Annotated in this window: 17 protein-coding genes and 1 tRNA gene; 4 read left to right on the forward strand and 14 right to left on the reverse strand. The window is 56.0% G+C overall.

All coding sequences use genetic code 11. The features are described from left to right. Position 1: 1 nt before the first annotated feature. The 4 genes from gluQRS to ACR3FC_RS01110 form a co-directional block, all read right to left on the reverse strand. Positions 2-883 (reverse strand): tRNA glutamyl-Q(34) synthetase GluQRS, encoded by an 882-nt coding sequence (gluQRS, locus tag ACR3FC_RS01095; protein ID WP_480472692.1) that lies wholly within the window; start codon positions 881-883, stop codon positions 2-4. Then, a complete protein-coding gene (locus ACR3FC_RS01100) occupies positions 880-1,494 on the reverse strand; it encodes a class I SAM-dependent DNA methyltransferase (protein ID WP_480472694.1) in 615 nt (204 codons plus the stop codon). Before ACR3FC_RS01100 ends, gluQRS begins: the two co-directional genes overlap by 4 nt. A 37-nt stretch (positions 1,495-1,531) precedes the next feature. Then, positions 1,532-2,872 carry a methylenetetrahydrofolate--tRNA-(uracil(54)-C(5))-methyltransferase (FADH(2)-oxidizing) TrmFO gene (trmFO, locus tag ACR3FC_RS01105; RefSeq protein ID WP_480472696.1) on the reverse strand — a complete coding sequence of 447 codons (1,341 nt, stop codon included), beginning with the start codon at positions 2,870-2,872 and terminating at the stop codon, positions 1,532-1,534. A gap of 255 nt (positions 2,873-3,127) precedes the next feature. Beyond that, the gene (locus ACR3FC_RS01110; protein WP_480472698.1) at positions 3,128-3,913 is read right to left on the reverse strand and encodes an enoyl-CoA hydratase; all 786 of its coding nucleotides are present in this window, start codon (positions 3,911-3,913) and stop codon (positions 3,128-3,130) included. Positions 3,914-3,971: 58 nt separating this feature from the next. Here ACR3FC_RS01110 and ACR3FC_RS01115 point away from each other — a divergent pair, with 58 nt between their 5' ends. After that, positions 3,972-4,415 (forward strand): PaaI family thioesterase, encoded by a 444-nt coding sequence (locus ACR3FC_RS01115; RefSeq protein ID WP_480472700.1) that lies wholly within the window; start codon positions 3,972-3,974, stop codon positions 4,413-4,415. Between the two features lie 60 nt (positions 4,416-4,475). Here the strand turns inward: ACR3FC_RS01115 and ACR3FC_RS01120 are convergent, their stop codons facing one another. Further along, positions 4,476-4,703 carry a DUF1127 domain-containing protein gene (locus ACR3FC_RS01120; protein WP_480472702.1) on the reverse strand — a complete coding sequence of 76 codons (228 nt, stop codon included), beginning with the start codon at positions 4,701-4,703 and terminating at the stop codon, positions 4,476-4,478. Positions 4,704-4,801: 98 nt separating this feature from the next. Here ACR3FC_RS01120 and ACR3FC_RS01125 point away from each other — a divergent pair, with 98 nt between their 5' ends. From ACR3FC_RS01125 to rpsI, 3 genes are all read left to right on the forward strand, one after another. Continuing rightward, entirely contained in the window at positions 4,802-6,205 is a 1,404-nt protein-coding gene (locus ACR3FC_RS01125; RefSeq protein ID WP_480472704.1) for an aminotransferase-like domain-containing protein, read from the forward strand. A gap of 161 nt (positions 6,206-6,366) precedes the next feature. Further along, complete coding sequence (gene rplM, locus ACR3FC_RS01130; RefSeq protein WP_480472706.1) at positions 6,367-6,825, forward strand: 50S ribosomal protein L13; 459 nt, start codon at positions 6,367-6,369, stop codon at positions 6,823-6,825. Between the two features lie 6 nt (positions 6,826-6,831). Beyond that, a complete protein-coding gene (gene rpsI, locus ACR3FC_RS01135; protein WP_209503959.1) occupies positions 6,832-7,317 on the forward strand; it encodes a 30S ribosomal protein S9 in 486 nt (161 codons plus the stop codon). A 68-nt stretch (positions 7,318-7,385) separates the two neighbouring features. On the opposite strand, the gene ACR3FC_RS01140 is transcribed toward rpsI, so the two are convergent. The 9 genes from ACR3FC_RS01140 to ACR3FC_RS01180 all read right to left on the reverse strand — a co-directional run bounded on the left by ACR3FC_RS01140 (position 7,386) and on the right by ACR3FC_RS01180 (position 16,177). Continuing rightward, positions 7,386-8,546: an ABC transporter substrate-binding protein gene (locus ACR3FC_RS01140; RefSeq protein ID WP_480472708.1), complete on the reverse strand. Its 1,161-nt coding sequence runs from the start codon at positions 8,544-8,546 to the stop codon at positions 7,386-7,388. 25 nt (positions 8,547-8,571) lie between these two features. After that, positions 8,572-10,458: an AMP-dependent synthetase/ligase gene (locus ACR3FC_RS01145; RefSeq protein ID WP_480472710.1), complete on the reverse strand. Its 1,887-nt coding sequence runs from the start codon at positions 10,456-10,458 to the stop codon at positions 8,572-8,574. 5 nt (positions 10,459-10,463) lie between these two features. Then, positions 10,464-11,237, reverse strand: coding sequence for an ABC transporter ATP-binding protein (locus tag ACR3FC_RS01150; protein WP_480472712.1), 774 nt, complete (start codon positions 11,235-11,237; stop codon positions 10,464-10,466). Next, positions 11,234-11,998 carry an ABC transporter ATP-binding protein gene (locus tag ACR3FC_RS01155; protein ID WP_480472714.1) on the reverse strand — a complete coding sequence of 255 codons (765 nt, stop codon included), beginning with the start codon at positions 11,996-11,998 and terminating at the stop codon, positions 11,234-11,236. Before ACR3FC_RS01155 ends, ACR3FC_RS01150 begins: the two co-directional genes overlap by 4 nt. Next, on the reverse strand, positions 11,995-13,092 hold the full coding sequence (locus ACR3FC_RS01160; protein WP_480472716.1) for a branched-chain amino acid ABC transporter permease: 1,098 nt from the start codon (positions 13,090-13,092) through the stop codon (positions 11,995-11,997). Before ACR3FC_RS01160 ends, ACR3FC_RS01155 begins: the two co-directional genes overlap by 4 nt. Positions 13,093-13,095: 3 nt before the next feature. Continuing rightward, a complete protein-coding gene (locus ACR3FC_RS01165; RefSeq protein ID WP_480472718.1) occupies positions 13,096-13,971 on the reverse strand; it encodes a branched-chain amino acid ABC transporter permease in 876 nt (291 codons plus the stop codon). Between the two features lie 75 nt (positions 13,972-14,046). Continuing rightward, complete coding sequence (locus tag ACR3FC_RS01170) at positions 14,047-15,075, reverse strand: alcohol dehydrogenase catalytic domain-containing protein (protein WP_480472720.1); 1,029 nt, start codon at positions 15,073-15,075, stop codon at positions 14,047-14,049. Between the two features lie 208 nt (positions 15,076-15,283). Continuing rightward, entirely contained in the window at positions 15,284-15,838 is a 555-nt protein-coding gene (locus tag ACR3FC_RS01175) for a hypothetical protein (protein WP_480472722.1), read from the reverse strand. 249 nt (positions 15,839-16,087) lie between these two features. Then, positions 16,088-16,177, reverse strand: a tRNA-Ser gene (locus ACR3FC_RS01180). Between the last annotated feature and the right edge of the window lie 104 nt (positions 16,178-16,281).

Below are 16,281 nucleotides of genomic sequence, written 5' to 3' on the forward strand. Positions count from 1 at the left end.
GTCAAAGCCCAACCATTCGGCGTATGTCGCCCGGGCTAGCCCCTTCGGCCCGGTATTTTGAGATCGCGCGGGCATCATCGCGTTTGGCCAGCCGTTTGCCTGCATCATCGCGGATCAGGTCGTGGTGGAAATACTCGGGTGTCGGCAGGTTCAGTAACACCTGCAACAGAACGTGGATGCGGGTCGCGTCAAACAAGTCCCGTCCCCGTACCACCTGTGTTATACCCTGAGCCGCGTCGTCAAGTACGACGGACAAATGATACGACGTCCCCATGTCACGGCGGGACAGAACAACATCACCTATGGTGGTAATCAACTCATCAGGCGAAAAGGTGATAATGCCGGTTTCGCCGCCGGGACCCGAACCCAGCTCAAGAAACTGATACCTGTCGGGGTTGTGGACCGCCTGACACGCCTTGACCACGTCCAATCGCAATGGGTCCTGAGTTGGACGAGGAAGTTCCGATAAATCTTTGCCAACAAACCTTTTTCGACAAGTCCTAGGGTAAACAAGCCCGTCGGGTCCAAGCATGGGTGCGCCTTCCTGCGGCGCACTGGTTGCAGCGGCGATATCTTTGCGATTACACGTGCATGGATACAAAAGACCCTGCGCCCATAGCTGATCCAGCGCCTTGTGGTAAAAGCCCAAACGATCCGATTGGCGCATCACGGGCTCCGGCCATGTCAGCCCCAACCATCTGAGGTCGTGGTAAATCTGATCCTCCCATAGCCGTCGCGAGCGGGATTGATCGATATCCTCAATTCGCAGCAGGAACCGGCCGCTTTCAGAAACAGCCCGATCGCTGGCAACCAACGCAGAATATGCGTGCCCAAGGTGAAGGGGGCCTGTTGGGGATGGCGCAAAGCGCGTTACGAGAGTCACGCTTTTTCTAATACATACACGTCAGAGTTAAGGTTGATACCGGGCAGGTGGGGGCCGTGTTCACGAAATAACAAACGTGCGGCCCCCATGTCGACCCAATCCGTCAGACGGCAGGTGAATTTATGGTCCGCCAACGCATGATCGTTCAGCGAAAAGCCAAGCAAACCACCCTTGGGCAACGCGTGCATCAACAAATCCAGTGTCTCGGGCGGGGCAGCACCTTTTCCGATCACTCCTATGGCAGTAATCATCGTGTACTCCCCACGCTTCAACGGCGCGGGCTTGGCGATATCGAATCCGGTCAGTGTTCGATAAACGCCCTTGCTGGCGGCTTCCTGAAGCATGTTCTCTGTTGGGTCCATCCCATCGATGACTTCAAAGCCAACAGCGCGCAGAGCAAGCCCCGACAACCCGGTGCCGCAGCCGTAGTCCAGAATTGGGATCTGCGGCTTCGGTGCGAAAGACCACAAAGCCGCTGCTACACGGCCCGGCGTGGCGTAACCGTGTTCACCAACTTCCTTTTCATAGGTTGCAGCCCAGTTCTGATAGTGCGCTTCAGTCGCTTCAGGCGTGCCGAGGTTGTATGTGCTGTTCAGAAACGTGTCGTTCATTCCAGCATGCTAGGCCGAGTCCGCATTACGCGTCCAGTCAGCAATGTTCCAACCAGGTACTCCATTCAGCTTTGGCCCGGTCGGTATAGGCCTTGTACCGGTCTTTACGACCCCGACGCCCGCCTTTCAGGCCATCCACGGGGCGAAACAGGCCGAAATTCACGTTCATCGGCTGAAAGGTCTTGGCCTCGGCACCACCCGTAATGTGGTGAATCAAAGCACCCATTGCGCTGTCTTGCGGAACAGCGGGCAGGTCACGCCCCAAAATCTGAGCAGCGGCAAACCGACCAGCCAGCAACCCCATCGCGGCGCTTTCTACATAGCCTTCCACACCCGTGATCTGTCCAGCAAACCGAATGTTGGGTTTGGATTTCAACCGCATTTGCGAATCCAGAAGCGTGGGAGAGTTGATGAACGTATTGCGGTGAATGCCGCCCAACCGGGCAAAGCTGGCATTTTCCAAGCCAGGGATCATACGGAACACGTCGGTCTGGGCGCCGTATTTCATCTTTGTCTGGAAACCCACGATGTTAAACAAGGTGCCCAATGCGTTATCGCGGCGCAACTGCACCACTGCATGTGGTTTCACGCCGGGCTCATGCGGGTTGGTCAGCCCGACCGGTTTCATCGGACCATGGCGCAGCGTTTCGCGACCGCGTTCGGCCATAACCTCGATGGGTAGACAGCCGTCGAAGTAACCTGCTGCCTCGCCTTCGTGAAATTCGGTTTTTTCTGCTGCCAGAAGCGCGTCTATGAAGGCCTCGTACTGATCCCGATCCATCGGGCAGTTCAGATAGGCCGTCCGCTCTTCTTCAGTCTCGCCCTTGTCGTAGCGTGATTGCATCCACGCTTTGCTCATGTCGATGCTTTCGGCATAGACGATCGGTGCGATGGCGTCGAAAAAGGCAAGTGCGTCAGACCCTGTCTCGGCCTGGATGGACTGACCCAGCGCGGGCGACGTCAGGGGGCCGGTCGCAAAGATCCACTGGCCATCGCTGGGCAGGGTCGTCACTTCTTCGTCGGTTACCATTACGCGTGGGTGGGCGCGAAGTTTTGCGGTCACACTTTCTGCAAACGGGTCACGGTCCACAGCCAGCGCGCCACCGGCCGGCAGGCGGTGTTCATCGGCTGTTGTCATGATCAACCCATTGGCGGCACGCATTTCCCAATGCAGCAGACCCACTGCGTTCTGCTCATCATCATCCGAGCGGAACGAGTTCGAGCACACCATTTCCGCCAGATTGCCGGTCTGATGTGCAAAGGTGCCGATGGTCGGACGCATTTCGTGAATCACAACATCCACGCCCATTTCAGCAGCTTGCCAGGCCGCCTCTGACCCGGCCATGCCTCCGCCTACAATATGCAAAACTTGTGTCATGCGATGCCACATAGGGCAGACCACAATCGGGCGCAACTGAGGCAAAGCGGTTTCACGAATTTTATGGAAGGGGTCTTGGGGTCGCCGCTGCGGGATTGTCAGCGCTGGTGAGAGAGACCAGCTGGAGGGACCTTCCGCCCACGGCGACCCAAAAGTGTCCTGAGGCCTTGGCCTCGACCCAGCTTTGCCACAGTGTCGCCCTTTTGGAAAGTGCAAAATTCAAAACAGTGGCGAAAAATGTGCAAAACAATTGCATTATTGGGACCAATTTGGGGGACGTTTTTCGATAAAGGCTGAAATGCCTTCTTCTGTATCACGGTACAGCATGTTCTGCGCCATTACGTCACCGGCATAGGCATAAGCCTGATCCAGCGGCATAAGAAGCTGTTGATAAAACGCCTCTTTACCGATTTTGACAGCGGATCCCAGCTTGGAAGCAACCAGTTCTGCCAGCGCATTGGTTTCGTGTTCAAGACGCGTCTCGGGGACAACGCGGTTGACCAAACCCAAATCGGCAGCACGTTCGGCTGATATGAATTCACCAGTCGTCAGCATTTCAAATGCCTGCTTTCTGGGGATATTGCGGCTGAGGGCCACCATTGGTGTCGAGCAGAACAAACCGATATTGACGCCGTTCACCCCAAACCTTGTGCCTTCCGCGGCGACGGCCATGTCACAGGTGGCTACCAGCTGACACCCGGCGGCGGTTGCAATGCCGTGGACCTGTGCGATGACGGGCTGGGGTAGGGACTGGATCGACATCATCACTTTCGCGCAGCGCGAAAACAGGTCATTGAAATAAGCTTTGCCACCATCTTCGGACTGGCGTCCGGCCGTCATCTGTTTCAGGTCGTGGCCGGCGCAAAAAGCCTTGCCCTGACCCGCCAGGATCACTGCCCGGATCGACGTGTCTTCACGCAACGTGTCCAGTTCAGCCTGAAACGCCGACAGCATCTCGTCACTCAGCGCGTTCAGCCGCTCTGGGGCGTTCATTGTAAGCCGTGCAACAGCGCCGGTGTCGTTACGTTCCAGAATTGCCATCTTGCCCTCCGATCCCATGTTGGGCCAACTCTAGGTCGGTATGAGCAGGAGGGAAAGCATGGCTTTGGCAATGAACCGGGACGAACTGTCACAATACCTAAAGGAGGTTTTCCCGCAGGTGCATAAAGACTTTGTCGTCGAGGACCTGACCGAAGATACAATCACCATGCGCCTTGTTGTGAAGGATCAGCATCTGCGGCCGGGGGGTACGGTTTCGGGACCATCCATGTTTGGGCTGGCTGATGTTTGTGTATACGCGATGGTTCTGGCGCGAAAAGGGCGTCAATCCCTGGCGGTCACAACGAACAGTTCCCTGGATTTTCTACGCAAACCAGCAGGCAACACGGACATGATTGCTATATGTCGCCTGCTGAAACTGGGCCGGACTTTGGCCGTCGGTGACGTACTTATGTATTCCGATGGCGCGGAAGACCCTGTTGCCAGAGCGACGATGACCTATTCCCTGCCACCTGCAGGGTCCGCGGCCGCGAAATTCGGATAAAAAAGACCGGGGACAAGCCCCGGCCCAGGAAGAGGTCCCAATAATGGGACTGGGGATCAGTTAAATCTGCCAAAAATGGCGCTTTACCTCGCGGCGCGCATCATGGCGTGTCAGACCGACGTCTTTCAGCAAGCGGTCATCCAGATAACTAAGATTGACGCGGCTACGGCGACGACGCTCCCATTGAGTGACCGCTGCCGCAAACCGCACGGCCAGTGCAGCGGCCAGAGGCAGCCGGGGGCTGTCGGTCAGCAGCAGAAGGGCGGGGGTGTGCATTGTGCGTGTCATCTCGGAATTCCTTTCAATTGTATTGACACAAATCAGTTGTACTTGGTACACGTGACTGATACATTCGAAATTGTGTCAAAAGCAAAGGAAGAATTGTAGTGGATACAATTTGGCCAGAGGCGCTACCGAAATCCAAAGGACCGAAATACACTCTGGTTGCTGACACAATTCGAAAAGCCATAGATAACAAATCTTTGGAAGTGGGCGTCAAACTTCCTCCGGTGCGCGAACTGGCGTATCGCCTGCAAATAACGCCTGGTACAGTCGCGCGCGCCTATACAATCCTGACAGATGAGGGGTTGTTACAAGCCGAAGTCGGGCGTGGTACATTTGTTGCGCCGCCAAAATCGCCCATTCTTGACGACGTTTGGGCGCGGCAACTGCATCTTCGGGACGACAAATACAATGCCAATGTAAGTCTGTTCAGCCCTAGGTTGGCAGATATGGGGCAGGTGTCCCTGATCCGTGAATGTCTGAAAAAAGTGTCGCAAGCCGATCCGGGTTTGTTTCTGAATTACCCGACGCGTGACGCGTACCAGCCCGTGCGACAGGCGGTTGTGGACTGGTTGTCAGACCTTCCGCTGGGCGCACTGACCCATGATGATATTGTGTTGACACATGGCGGCCAGAACGGGCTTTGCGTTGTGTTTCAAACGATCCTGCGCGGGCCCAAACCTGTCGTACTGGTCGAGGACCTGTCTTATGCCGGGTTCCGTCGCGCAGGCGAACTGATGCGCGCGGAAGTGGTCGGTGTGAAGATGGACAGATGGGGTGTCGATCCGGCAGCGTTAGAACATGTTCTGCGCCACACGACAGCGCAGGCCGTCTGCGTGTCGCCAGAAGTTCAAAACCCAACGGGCGCACACACACCGTTGGAGCGGAGGAAAGAGATCGTTGAGATTGCCCGTCGCTTTGATTTGCAGATCATTGAAGATGATTGCTATCGCATGGGCGATGCCCGAGAGCCCAGCTTTCGGGCACTGGCGCCTGAACGGGGATGGCATGTGTCATCAATCTCGAAGATTCTGACACCGGCATTGCGTGTGGGTTTTGCTATCGCCCCCAGAGAAAAAAGTGTGGATCTGCGCCGGTCCGCTGAATACGGATATTTCGGATTGGCCCAGCCCTTGGCGGAATTGACCCGCCTTCTGCTGTCCGATCCGCGTACGCGTCAGATCGCCAAGGATGTGCGCACGCGGATGGGGGATTATCTACGCGTTGCTGTCAATACCCTGGGTGGGTTTGATCTGAACTGGGCCCCGGACGTTCCCTTTGTCTGGCTGAGCCTTCCGTCTGGCTGGCGGTCGGCTGCATTCAGTCGCGCGGCCGAGCGGGAAGGGATACAACTCCGATCCGCCGACGAGTTCGCGCTGCGCGATGGGCGCGCGCCGAACGCGGTACGTATTGCCATGAATGGTCATGTGTCACTGGAACGGTTCGAGGACGCGATGCAGCGCCTGCGTGTTCTATTGGACAATCCGCCTGAACAAATCAGCGTTTGAATATGGGGTAATATAATACCTATTTTCTAAGTATTTGGTTTTACGTGCATAAATAAGACTAATGCCGCTTGACCTGCGTGCAGGCACCTCATAAAACCCGTCCATCGAATTCGGGCCGCTCCGCTGGGGCGGTCTTTCACATCAAACAGGACTATCCTGCCATGAAAACCTTTTCTGCAACACCTGCAGACATCGACAAGAAGTGGATCCTGATCGACGCCGAAGGCGTTGTTCTGGGCCGTCTTGCTTCGATCGTCGCCATGCGCCTGCGTGGCAAGCACAAAGCGTCGTTTACTCCGAACATGGATATGGGCGACAATGTCATTGTGATCAACGCTGACAAAATCCAGATGACCGGCAAGAAGCGCGAAGAAAACTTCTACTGGCACACTGGCCACCCGGGCGGCATCAAATCGCGCACCAAACAGCAGATCCTGGATGGCGCACACCCCGAGCGTGTTGTCTTCCAGGCCGTCAAGCGTATGCTGCCAGGCAACCGCCTGTCGCGCCAGCAGATGACCAACCTGCGTATCTATGCCGGTGCCGAGCACCCGCACGAGGCCCAGGCCCCCGAAGTTCTGGACGTCAAGTCCATGAACAAGAAAAACACCCGGAGCTAATGACCGATGGTTGATCAGATCAATACTCTCGAAGAGCTGAGCGCCGTCGCAGGCGTTGAAACCGTGGCCGAAGAAGTGATCGTACGTGAACCCGTACGTGACGAGCTGGGCCGCTCCTATGCCACTGGCAAGCGTAAAGATGCTGTTGCCCGCGTTTGGATCAAGCCGGGTTCCGGCAAAGTCACCGTAAACGGCAAAGATCAGGACGTCTATTTTGCACGCCCCGTTCTGCAGCTGATCCTGCGCCAGCCGTTCCAGGTTGCCGGCGTAGAAGGTGAATTCGACGTTGTTGCAACCGTCAAAGGCGGTGGCCTGACCGGTCAGGCCGGTGCGGTTAAGCACGGCATCTCGAAAGCGCTGCAACTCTATGATCCGAACCTGCGTGGCGCACTGAAAGCCGCTGGCTTCCTGACCCGCGACAGCCGCGTTGTGGAACGTAAGAAATTCGGTAAGCGCAAAGCCCGCCGTTCGTTCCAGTTCTCGAAGCGTTAATTCGCCGGGAATACCCAAAAGAAAGGGCTCGCACTTGCGAGCCCTTTTGCTTTGCGCGGGTCAGGGATTCATTCTTCGTAAACGAGTTTCCACGCACCGTTTTCAACAACGTTGACGAACACAGTATCCGCGCCCTGATGGTCTTCAGGACCATAGGTTATGTGGTTGCCAACCAGATCGTCCTGATAATCCAGCGTTTCCATCGCTGCGATGAAACTGTCCTGCGTCAGATCAGGGCCTGCGGCCTCCAACGCCTTAACCATCATTTCAGCCGCCGAATAACCCAGCATGGCAAATCCGACCGGATCTTCGCCTGTGGCTGCCTTGTATTCCTCGATAAATGCGGCCGGGGCAGGTTGATCCGCACGCGCCCAAAGATCCTGCCACGAAGCTGCCGCGTAGAATCCATCGGTCACGCCACCGGGCACCTGCGCCACGACCGTCAGGAAACTGGCCGAGGTGCCGAGAAATTTCATATCGGTCAGACCCATTTTCTTAGCGGTGCCCACGACAGTGATCGCCTGCCGCACCCCAAGCGCCATGGTGACGATATCACAACCCTCTTCCTTGAGCTTGCTCAGCGATCCAACGAAATCCGTCTCATCCGGTTTATGGGTGGTTTCTGATCCAAAAGTGAGCCCGGCTTCTTCGGCTCCGGCCTTGCTGCCTTCTAGAATTTCCTCACCAAAATCTGTCGGCAGGTACATGGTGCAGACCGTCTTTGAGCCAAACTCGCCAGCCAGATAGTTCACACCGACACGCGCCTGATCGAAATAGGTCGAGAAGGAGGTGAACTTGTTCCGCATGGGTTCCTGCAACATCTGACGCGCAGCTGTAAGAGGCGCTACGTTGGGAATGCCTTTGGGATCCAACAGCTTGAACCCTGCCATGTTCATCGGCGTGCCAAGCGATTGCAGCATGGCAAATACCTTGTCGCGATTGAGCAGTTTGTTATAGCCCTGCATCGCACGTGGCATCTGATAGCCGTTGTCTTCGACCACGTAACGAATTTTTCGCCCGTGCACGCCACCGGCTGCATTCACCCGATCAAAGACGACATTTGCACCTTTGGTTGCCGGAACACCCACTGCGGCGAATATCCCGCTCAGGTCGTTGACAGAACCAATGACAATCTCATCATCGGTCACGCCCTGTGTTTGCGCCCAACCAAGTGTTGCCGATGCTGTCAGCAGTGATGCAGCCGCCAGACTGTTGCGTAATTTCTTCATCTCTTTCCTCCCGTTAATCTTTTGGTCAAGTGTACATGTCTTCGATCAGATGCCCGTGTTTCTTTTCAACCAGTCCGCGTTTCAGCTTCATCGTCGCAGTCAGTTCGTCGTCTTCAGCGGTCAGCAGGACGTCGATCAGACGGAAATCCTTGATCTGTTCGACCCGCGCAAATTCTGCATTAACAGCGGCAATTTCCGAACTGATCAACTGCCTGATTTCCGGTGCCGCGCATAGCGAGGCAAAATTCGAGAAGGGGATTTTATGGCCCTGCGCGTATTTTTCGACATTTTCCTGATCAATCATGATCAGTGCCGTCAGAAATTTGCGCCTGTCCCCGATGATGATTGCGTCCGCGACATAATGACTGAACTTAAGGCGGCTTTCGATCTCGGCTGGGGTGATGTTCTTACCACCTGCGGTGATGATGATATCCTTCAGGCGGCCCGTGATGGTGACATAGCCATCCTTATCTATTGACCCCATATCCCCGGTACGCAGCCAGCCATCGGCGGTGAAGGTTTCTGCTGTCTTCGCGTTGTTGCGCCAGTATCCCTGAAATATGTTCAAGCCCTTTAGTTGGATTTCGCCATCGTCCGAGATGCGAATGTCGCACCCTTCGACAACTTTGCCTATGGTTCCGATCTTATTGCTGTCTGTGGTGTTGAGCGTGGCGAGGCCCGAAGTTTCGGTCATCCCGAACCCTTCCACCAACGGCACGCCGATGGACCAGTACCATTTTAGCAGATCGGTCGAGATTGGCGCGGCGCCTGTTCCGCCTCGTCGCAGTTTGTCCAGACCCAACATTCGGCGCAGGTTTTTCAAAACCAGCTGATCCCAGAACCAGAATCTGGTGGCGACGCCGGATGGAACTGGTTGGCCTGCGCTCAGATATCCGGCACGGCGCGCACCAGTTTTTAATGCCAGGCCGAATGCCAGCCGCCCCAAAGGCGTGGCTTCCTGTGTCAGGATCTGGACGTGTGAGTAGATCTTTTCCCAAACCCTTGGCACCGCTGTGAAGGTTGAGGGCGAAACCTCCTGAAGGTTTGCGAAAATAGTTTCAGGGCTTTCGGCAAAATTGACAGTGCAGCGGGCCGCCAAGGGGAAATAGACCGAGACATTACGTTCCAGAATGTGACACAGAGGCAGGAAACACAGCTGTTCATCGCTGGGCAGCGCTGGCAGCACCCGTGCAGCGGATTCGATGGCGGCCAGGATGTTTTCATTGCTAAGCATTGCGCCTTTCGGCTGACCGGTTGTACCCGACGTATAGACCAGCAAGGCAATGTCCTGCGGTTTGGCCAATGCGATTTCCGCTTCGAAGCGCCCGGGCTCGGCCAGTTCCGCCTCTTGGCCCAAGGCGAACAGCTCGTCGATCATCATGCAGCGCGGATGGTTCAGGTCATGCAGCCCTTCGTCCTCGAGGATGATCACCTTGATCAGATCGGGAACCTCGGCCTCAATTCCCAGAAACTTGTCCAGATGCTCTTCATCCTCGACAATCAGAAACCTGGTGCCGCTGTCGTTGACCAGGTATTGCAACTGACTGGCGGAATCCGTGGTATAGACGCCGGAAGCGATACCGCCAACGCCCTGAATGCCCATGTCGAGCCATGCCCATTCCTTGCGGTCCTCGGACAGGATTGAGACCACGTCGCCGCGTTCCAGTCCCAGCTTGCGCAAGGCCAGCCCGATCCATTTGGCATGCTGCCAGTAATCGGCCCAGGAATAGGATCTCCAGATACCCAGGTCTTTTTCGCGATGCGCCGTTCGGCTGCCCAGTTCGGCACATCGGCTTTGGAACAACTCTGCAATGGTGATGCAGCCATCAACGCGTACCGGGCGCTGCCCTGCCGTTGCGTTGAACTGAACGCCGTTTATCATGACCTGAGGGGGTAGGGGCGTGGCGTCCATCCGTCTTACCTCCACGTCTTTTTCCGCTTCCAGCGGCGGCTTTCGCGCGCGCCTTCTTCCTGTTTTCCAAGATAAAAGCTCTGAATATCCTCGGATTGCAAAAGCGCGTCCGCGGCACCGTCCATGACGATGCGACCCACCTCCATGACATAGCCATGATGTGCCAGTTCCAACGCCGCATTGGCATTCTGTTCAACCAGCAACATTGTCATGTTCTGTTCTTCGTTCAGACGTTTGAGAATGCCGAAGATCTCTTGCACCAGCAGAGGGGACAGTCCCAGAGACGGTTCATCCAGCAACATGATACGAGGCCGGGCCATCAATCCGCGCCCTATGGCCAGCATCTGTTGCTGTCCGCCCGAAAGGGTTCCGGCCTCTTGCGACCGACGGTTTTTCAGAATCGGAAAATAACGGAAGACCAGCTCACGATCCTGTTCGATCTGGTCTTTGTCTTTGCGGGTGTAGGCGCCGAGACTTAGGTTTTCATCAACCGTCAGCAGTGGAAAAACTTCGCGCCCTTCCGGGATGTGAACCACCCCGCGCTGGACAACCTTGTGCGGTTCCCAGCCCTGAATGTCGCCGCCATCAAAGGTGATTGTTCCCTTTTCCGGGTCCATCACGCCAGAGATGGTTTTCATCAATGTGGTCTTGCCCGCGCCGTTTGCGCCAAGGATCGACACGATTTTCCCTTCGTGAACATCCAGCGAAACGCCCCGAATGGCCATAATGGGGCCATAAAAACTTTCGATATTGCGGACTTGCAAGATCGGGGCGTTCATGAGGCTTTCCCCAGATATGCCTCGATCACGGCTGGATGCGATTGCACGTCTGCCGGAGACCCGAGGGCCAGCTTTGCCCCATCTGCCATGGCCAGGACCCGGTCGGACACGCCCGATACCAATCCCATGTCGTGTTCGACCATCAGCACGGTAATTCCTATTTGGCGCCGGATATCGTCGATCCACCAGCGCATATCGGTCGTCTCTTCCACCGACAGTCCCGAGGCTGGTTCATCCATCAACAGCAGCTTGGGATCGGTCGCCAGGGCACGTGCTACTTCGACCACTTTGCGTACGCCATAAGGCAGCCCTGAAATCATCTTGTCGCGATAGGCCTGCAGGTCGAGGAAATCGATGATCTGTTCGACTTTTTCCCGGCTCTCCAACTCTTGCCGTCGGACCGCAGGGGTGAACAAAAGTTCTGAAATCAAGTTCGTTGTCCGATGCCTGTGTCTTCCGACCAGTAGATTTTGCAGGACAGTTGCGTGTTCGAACAGCTCGATATTCTGGAAGGTTCGCGCCACCCCAAAGGCAGCCACGCCAGACGGTTTAACCTGAAGCAGATCGTGACCATCAAACCGGATCGACCCTGAAAACGGTTCGTAAAAGCGCGAGATCAGATTGAAGACCGTCGATTTGCCCGCGCCATTCGGCCCGACTATGGCAAAGACTTCGCCCTGCTGAACCTCGAAGGACAAGTTGTCCACGGCTGTCAGACCACCAAATTTCAGGGTAACGTTTTCAAATTCCAGCAAGTTCATCTCAGACGCTCCGTCTTGAGATAGGATTTCTGCCGTTTGAACATGTCCTTGCGATAGAAAGGAAACAGTTCGAACCAGGTGCGGATTTTCAGCCAACGACCATAGATGCCCATGGGTTCGAAAAGGATGAAGCCGATCAGGATCATGCCAAAGATGCCGAACTCCAGCCCCGGAATGGCAACGGTGTTTCCGCCGATGATCGCGCCGACATATTCCTTTGAAATCGATAGAAACTGCGGCAAAAACCCAATCACAATCGCGCCCAGAAACGCGCCGTGGATCGAACCCAGCCCGCCAATAACGATCATCATCAGCAATTGGATCGAGATCAGGACGCTGAAGGTTTCGTTGTTAAACGCACCGGCAAACAGCCCCATTAACGCGCCGGCCCAACCTGTAACCGCACAGGACAGGGCAAATGAAATCATCTTTGTTCGCGCGATATCGATACCCATTGCCTGCGCCGAAACCTCGGAGTCGCGCACGGCGATGAAGCTGCGTCCCAAAGGGGCACGCAGCAGGTTTACGTAACCCAACGTGACCAGAATGGTGACAGACAGAACCAGCCAGAAAAAAAGATCAGGCGTCCCCCAGCGGTCAACCGTAAGGCCAAAGACCTCGACCCCGCCGATATATTTACCCGCGACACCACCAGTGATCGGCTCGGACAGAACAATGATGTCATCCATCAGGATGGACAGCGCCATTGTAAAGATCGCCAGGTAGATACCATGAAGCCTCAGGGCAGGGACTGCGACGGTCACGCCCGCGATCCCGGTCAGAATTCCGGCCAGCGGAAACGCGACCAGAAAAGGCGCGCCTGCCTCAATCAGGGCCACGTTGGCGTAACAGCCGAAGGCCAGAAAGGCCGCATGGCCCAGACTGACTTGCCCTGTATGTCCAGTCAGGATCATCAGACCCAGACCAGCAATGGCCCAGATCAGAACGTTTGTCAGTTCACCCAGATAGAAATCGTCCAGCACGAGAGGCGCAGCCGCGACGACAAACAGAAGAAGCAGATAAAGGCGCAACTGGAACCCGTCTTTCCACGGGCGGATATCCTGCATGTAATCGGTTTTGAAAACAATACGCATGGCTCAGACTTTCTTGACCCGGACCTGACTGAACAGCCCGTTTGGTCGGAAGATCAGGACGGCAAGCAGCAAAGCGTATGGCGCGACCTGGCTGTAGCCTGCCGCGATGTACCGGCTGGCGAATGGCTCGATAACGCCTACAATCAGCCCTCCGGCCAATGCACCCGGCAAACTGCCGAACCCGCCGATCACGGCCGCGGCAAAAGCCTTGATGCCCAGCAATCCGGTTGTCGGATCCACAGCACCTTTTGCAGCAAAGAGAATTCCGGCAATTCCCGCAACACTTCCGGCCAGAGCCCAGACCCATCCCTGAACACGCCTGACGGGAATGCCCATGTAATAAGCTGCCAGCTGGTTTTGCGAGGCGCCCTGCATCGCCAGCCCCATTTTGGTGCGGCTAAAGAAAACATAGAGTGCCCATGTCAGCAGCACCGTGACGACGATTATCGCGACATCTTCCATCCCCAGCACAAGACCGCCCATGCGCACTTCTTTGCCCGCAAGCGGGTTCTGCAGCGTTTGCGGCTCGTGCCCCCAGATCAGACCGGCAATGAAACGGATCACAAAGCCCAAAGCAATGGTCAGTATGACAACGGCGGTCTGGCTTTCACCAAACAGGCGGCGAATGATAAGGCGATCCAGAAGATAACCGAGCGCGGCCATTATTCCCAATGATACCGGCAGAGCGAGCCAGAACGGCAACCCCATATATTCGGTATTTGTCAGGCCGATGGTCACAAATGCGCCCAGCATCATGAAATCGCCCTGAGCAAAGTTTACCGCTTCGGTCGCCTTGTAGATCAGAACAAAGCCAAGTGCGATCAGGCCGTAGACACACCCGTTCGCCAGCCCGCTAATCAGCAGCTGCGCGTTATCCACACTGTCCTCCCTCCACCGGTTTTCCCGCGTCTTGTTCCGCCCGCGTATATCCTCCGGTAACGCAGGTGAGTTCTACTATGGGGTGATAATCACCTTTCCGTCACTCTTTTTCAGCGCGTCAGCCAGATTCGGCACAAGATTTTCAAGCGTAAGGTGTTCGGAAACATCCGTTTTCCAGCGACCATCGGCAAAGCGGGCCTGAACTTCGGCCACAACCCGCATCTGGTCAGCGGGCGGTGTCGACATCATCCATTGCGTCAGCCAGAAACCTTCGATCCGTTTTCCCATGAAGATCAGCTGACCTGTCTGAAAAAGCGTTGGCGCTTGGGTCGAAAGTTTGCCGTAGCTGACCCAGCGCGCCCGGTTTGGCATGGTGCAGAACAGTTTCTCGGACAGTTGATCCGTCACCGCATCAAGGAAGACCCGAGGTTTCAGCGTGGCGCTTATCGCGGCAAACTTCTCGACGACTTCAGGATCGGACGTCACAAGCACTTCGGCTGCTCCAAGACTTTTCAGCATTTCGACTGTCTCGGCCCGGCGCACCAGCGCGATGGGTTTCAACCCCAGATCACGCCCGAGGCTGCACATCAGTTTTCCCAACTGGCTGGACGCAGCGGATATCACAAATGCATCGCCGTCTTCCCTTGCCATGTCCACCATCGCCATCGCGGTAAGCGGGTTGACGATTTGCGCGGCCCCGTCATCATCTGAAACATCCGGACGCAAGGGGATGCACATTTGCATCTGCGTCACGACGTATTCCGCCCAAGCACCGGATCCAGCCGCCACGAAAGCGACACGCAGCCCCTTCAGCGCCTCGGCACCTTTTCCGGTTGCAACAATGTCGCCACAGCCTTCGAATCCGGCCGCGGCACCTTTGACGCGCGGCTGGCCATATTCACCCTTGATAAAGTGGAGGTCGGACGGATTGACCGACGACGCGCGCAGGCGGATCAAAACCTGACCGGGGCCGGGATTGGGAACGGGCAGTTCCGCTGCTTCAAGCCAATCAGCCGCATCCTCGATGACTGGTCCGGTCGAAGTGTCCGAGTACCCGCCGTGTTTCAGGATAGCAGCTTTCATTATTTTGGGCAGGTCAGTCATGGGATCATCCTCTAGATGGCGTGTTCAAAGCGCACACCTGTCTAAACAGGAAACTGCCGACTGGTGACATTGAGCGCGGATATCGTGTCGGAGCAGCCAATCAAATGCCGCACACTGGGTCAATTCAGAGAAACGATAACGTAAGGGCACGCCCGAAAAATAGGCGTGAGGGGTAGGGGCCGGGAACGGGCTACCGGCCCCTACTTTGTTATTGCTGCGTCAACAGCGCGGTCAGTTCCTGAATCTTCAAGGCGATGGTTTCAGGCGACTCTTTAATGTCATTTACGATCTTGATCGCCTGTTCTTTCAGATCCGTGGCCAATGTGCTGTCCTGAATCGAGGTCATGATGCCTTCATAGTCGAAATTGGTGGCGTCCAGCTTGCCTTCCTGAATCCAGGAGTTCAGCAATTCCTGTCCCTGACCCGCCAGCGCCGCCACCTGATCACCGGCCTGCTGTGCTGCCTCGGATGCTTGTTCCGCGACAGACGAAGCCGCCTCGCTGGCTTGATCGGCAACCGACGATGCGGCTTCCTGAGCCTGTTCGGTAAAGGATGAAGCTGCCTCGCTGGCCTGTTCTGTTGCGTCTTCAAGCGCGTCAGTCGCAGCTTCCTGAGCGGTTGCCGCGGCATCAGCCACTGCATCGCCCGCCTCCTGCGTTGCGGATTGCACTTGTTCAGCCGGGGTTTGTTCGGACTGGTTGAGATAGTAGTAACTACCAACACCGACAGCGGCGATGATGATCAGGATAAGAATACGCGACATGTGTGTCTCCTTTGGAAAATGTGTCGCCGGGATGCGTTAAATATAGCGGATATACAAAGGGGAATTCCTGTGAATTCTCAGCAGAATAGAGGTTTGAGCCGGGCTACGCTGATTGCACTCGAATTCACGGCAAGAACACGCCGGGCGACCTAGGCCACTACAGTTTCTGACAACGGACCACTTGCAATTTTGCTGAGAACCCAGATCCGACCGGAAGACGTTTTCTAACGGCTTTCGATATTGGAATTTTGGCGGAGAGACAGGGATTCGAACCCTGGGTGGGCTTGCACCCACAACGGTTTTCGAGACCGCCCCGTTCGACCACTCCGGCACCTCTCCGCGGGGGTCTGTGAGGGGGGGATTTAGTCAGGAACGAACGGGGGTGCAAGCAGAAAATTCCGGAAATCGTGAATGCCGGGATTTTCCGTTGCCTGCCAGCGTAA

This window comes from Ruegeria sp. AF3 (assembly GCF_056536285.1).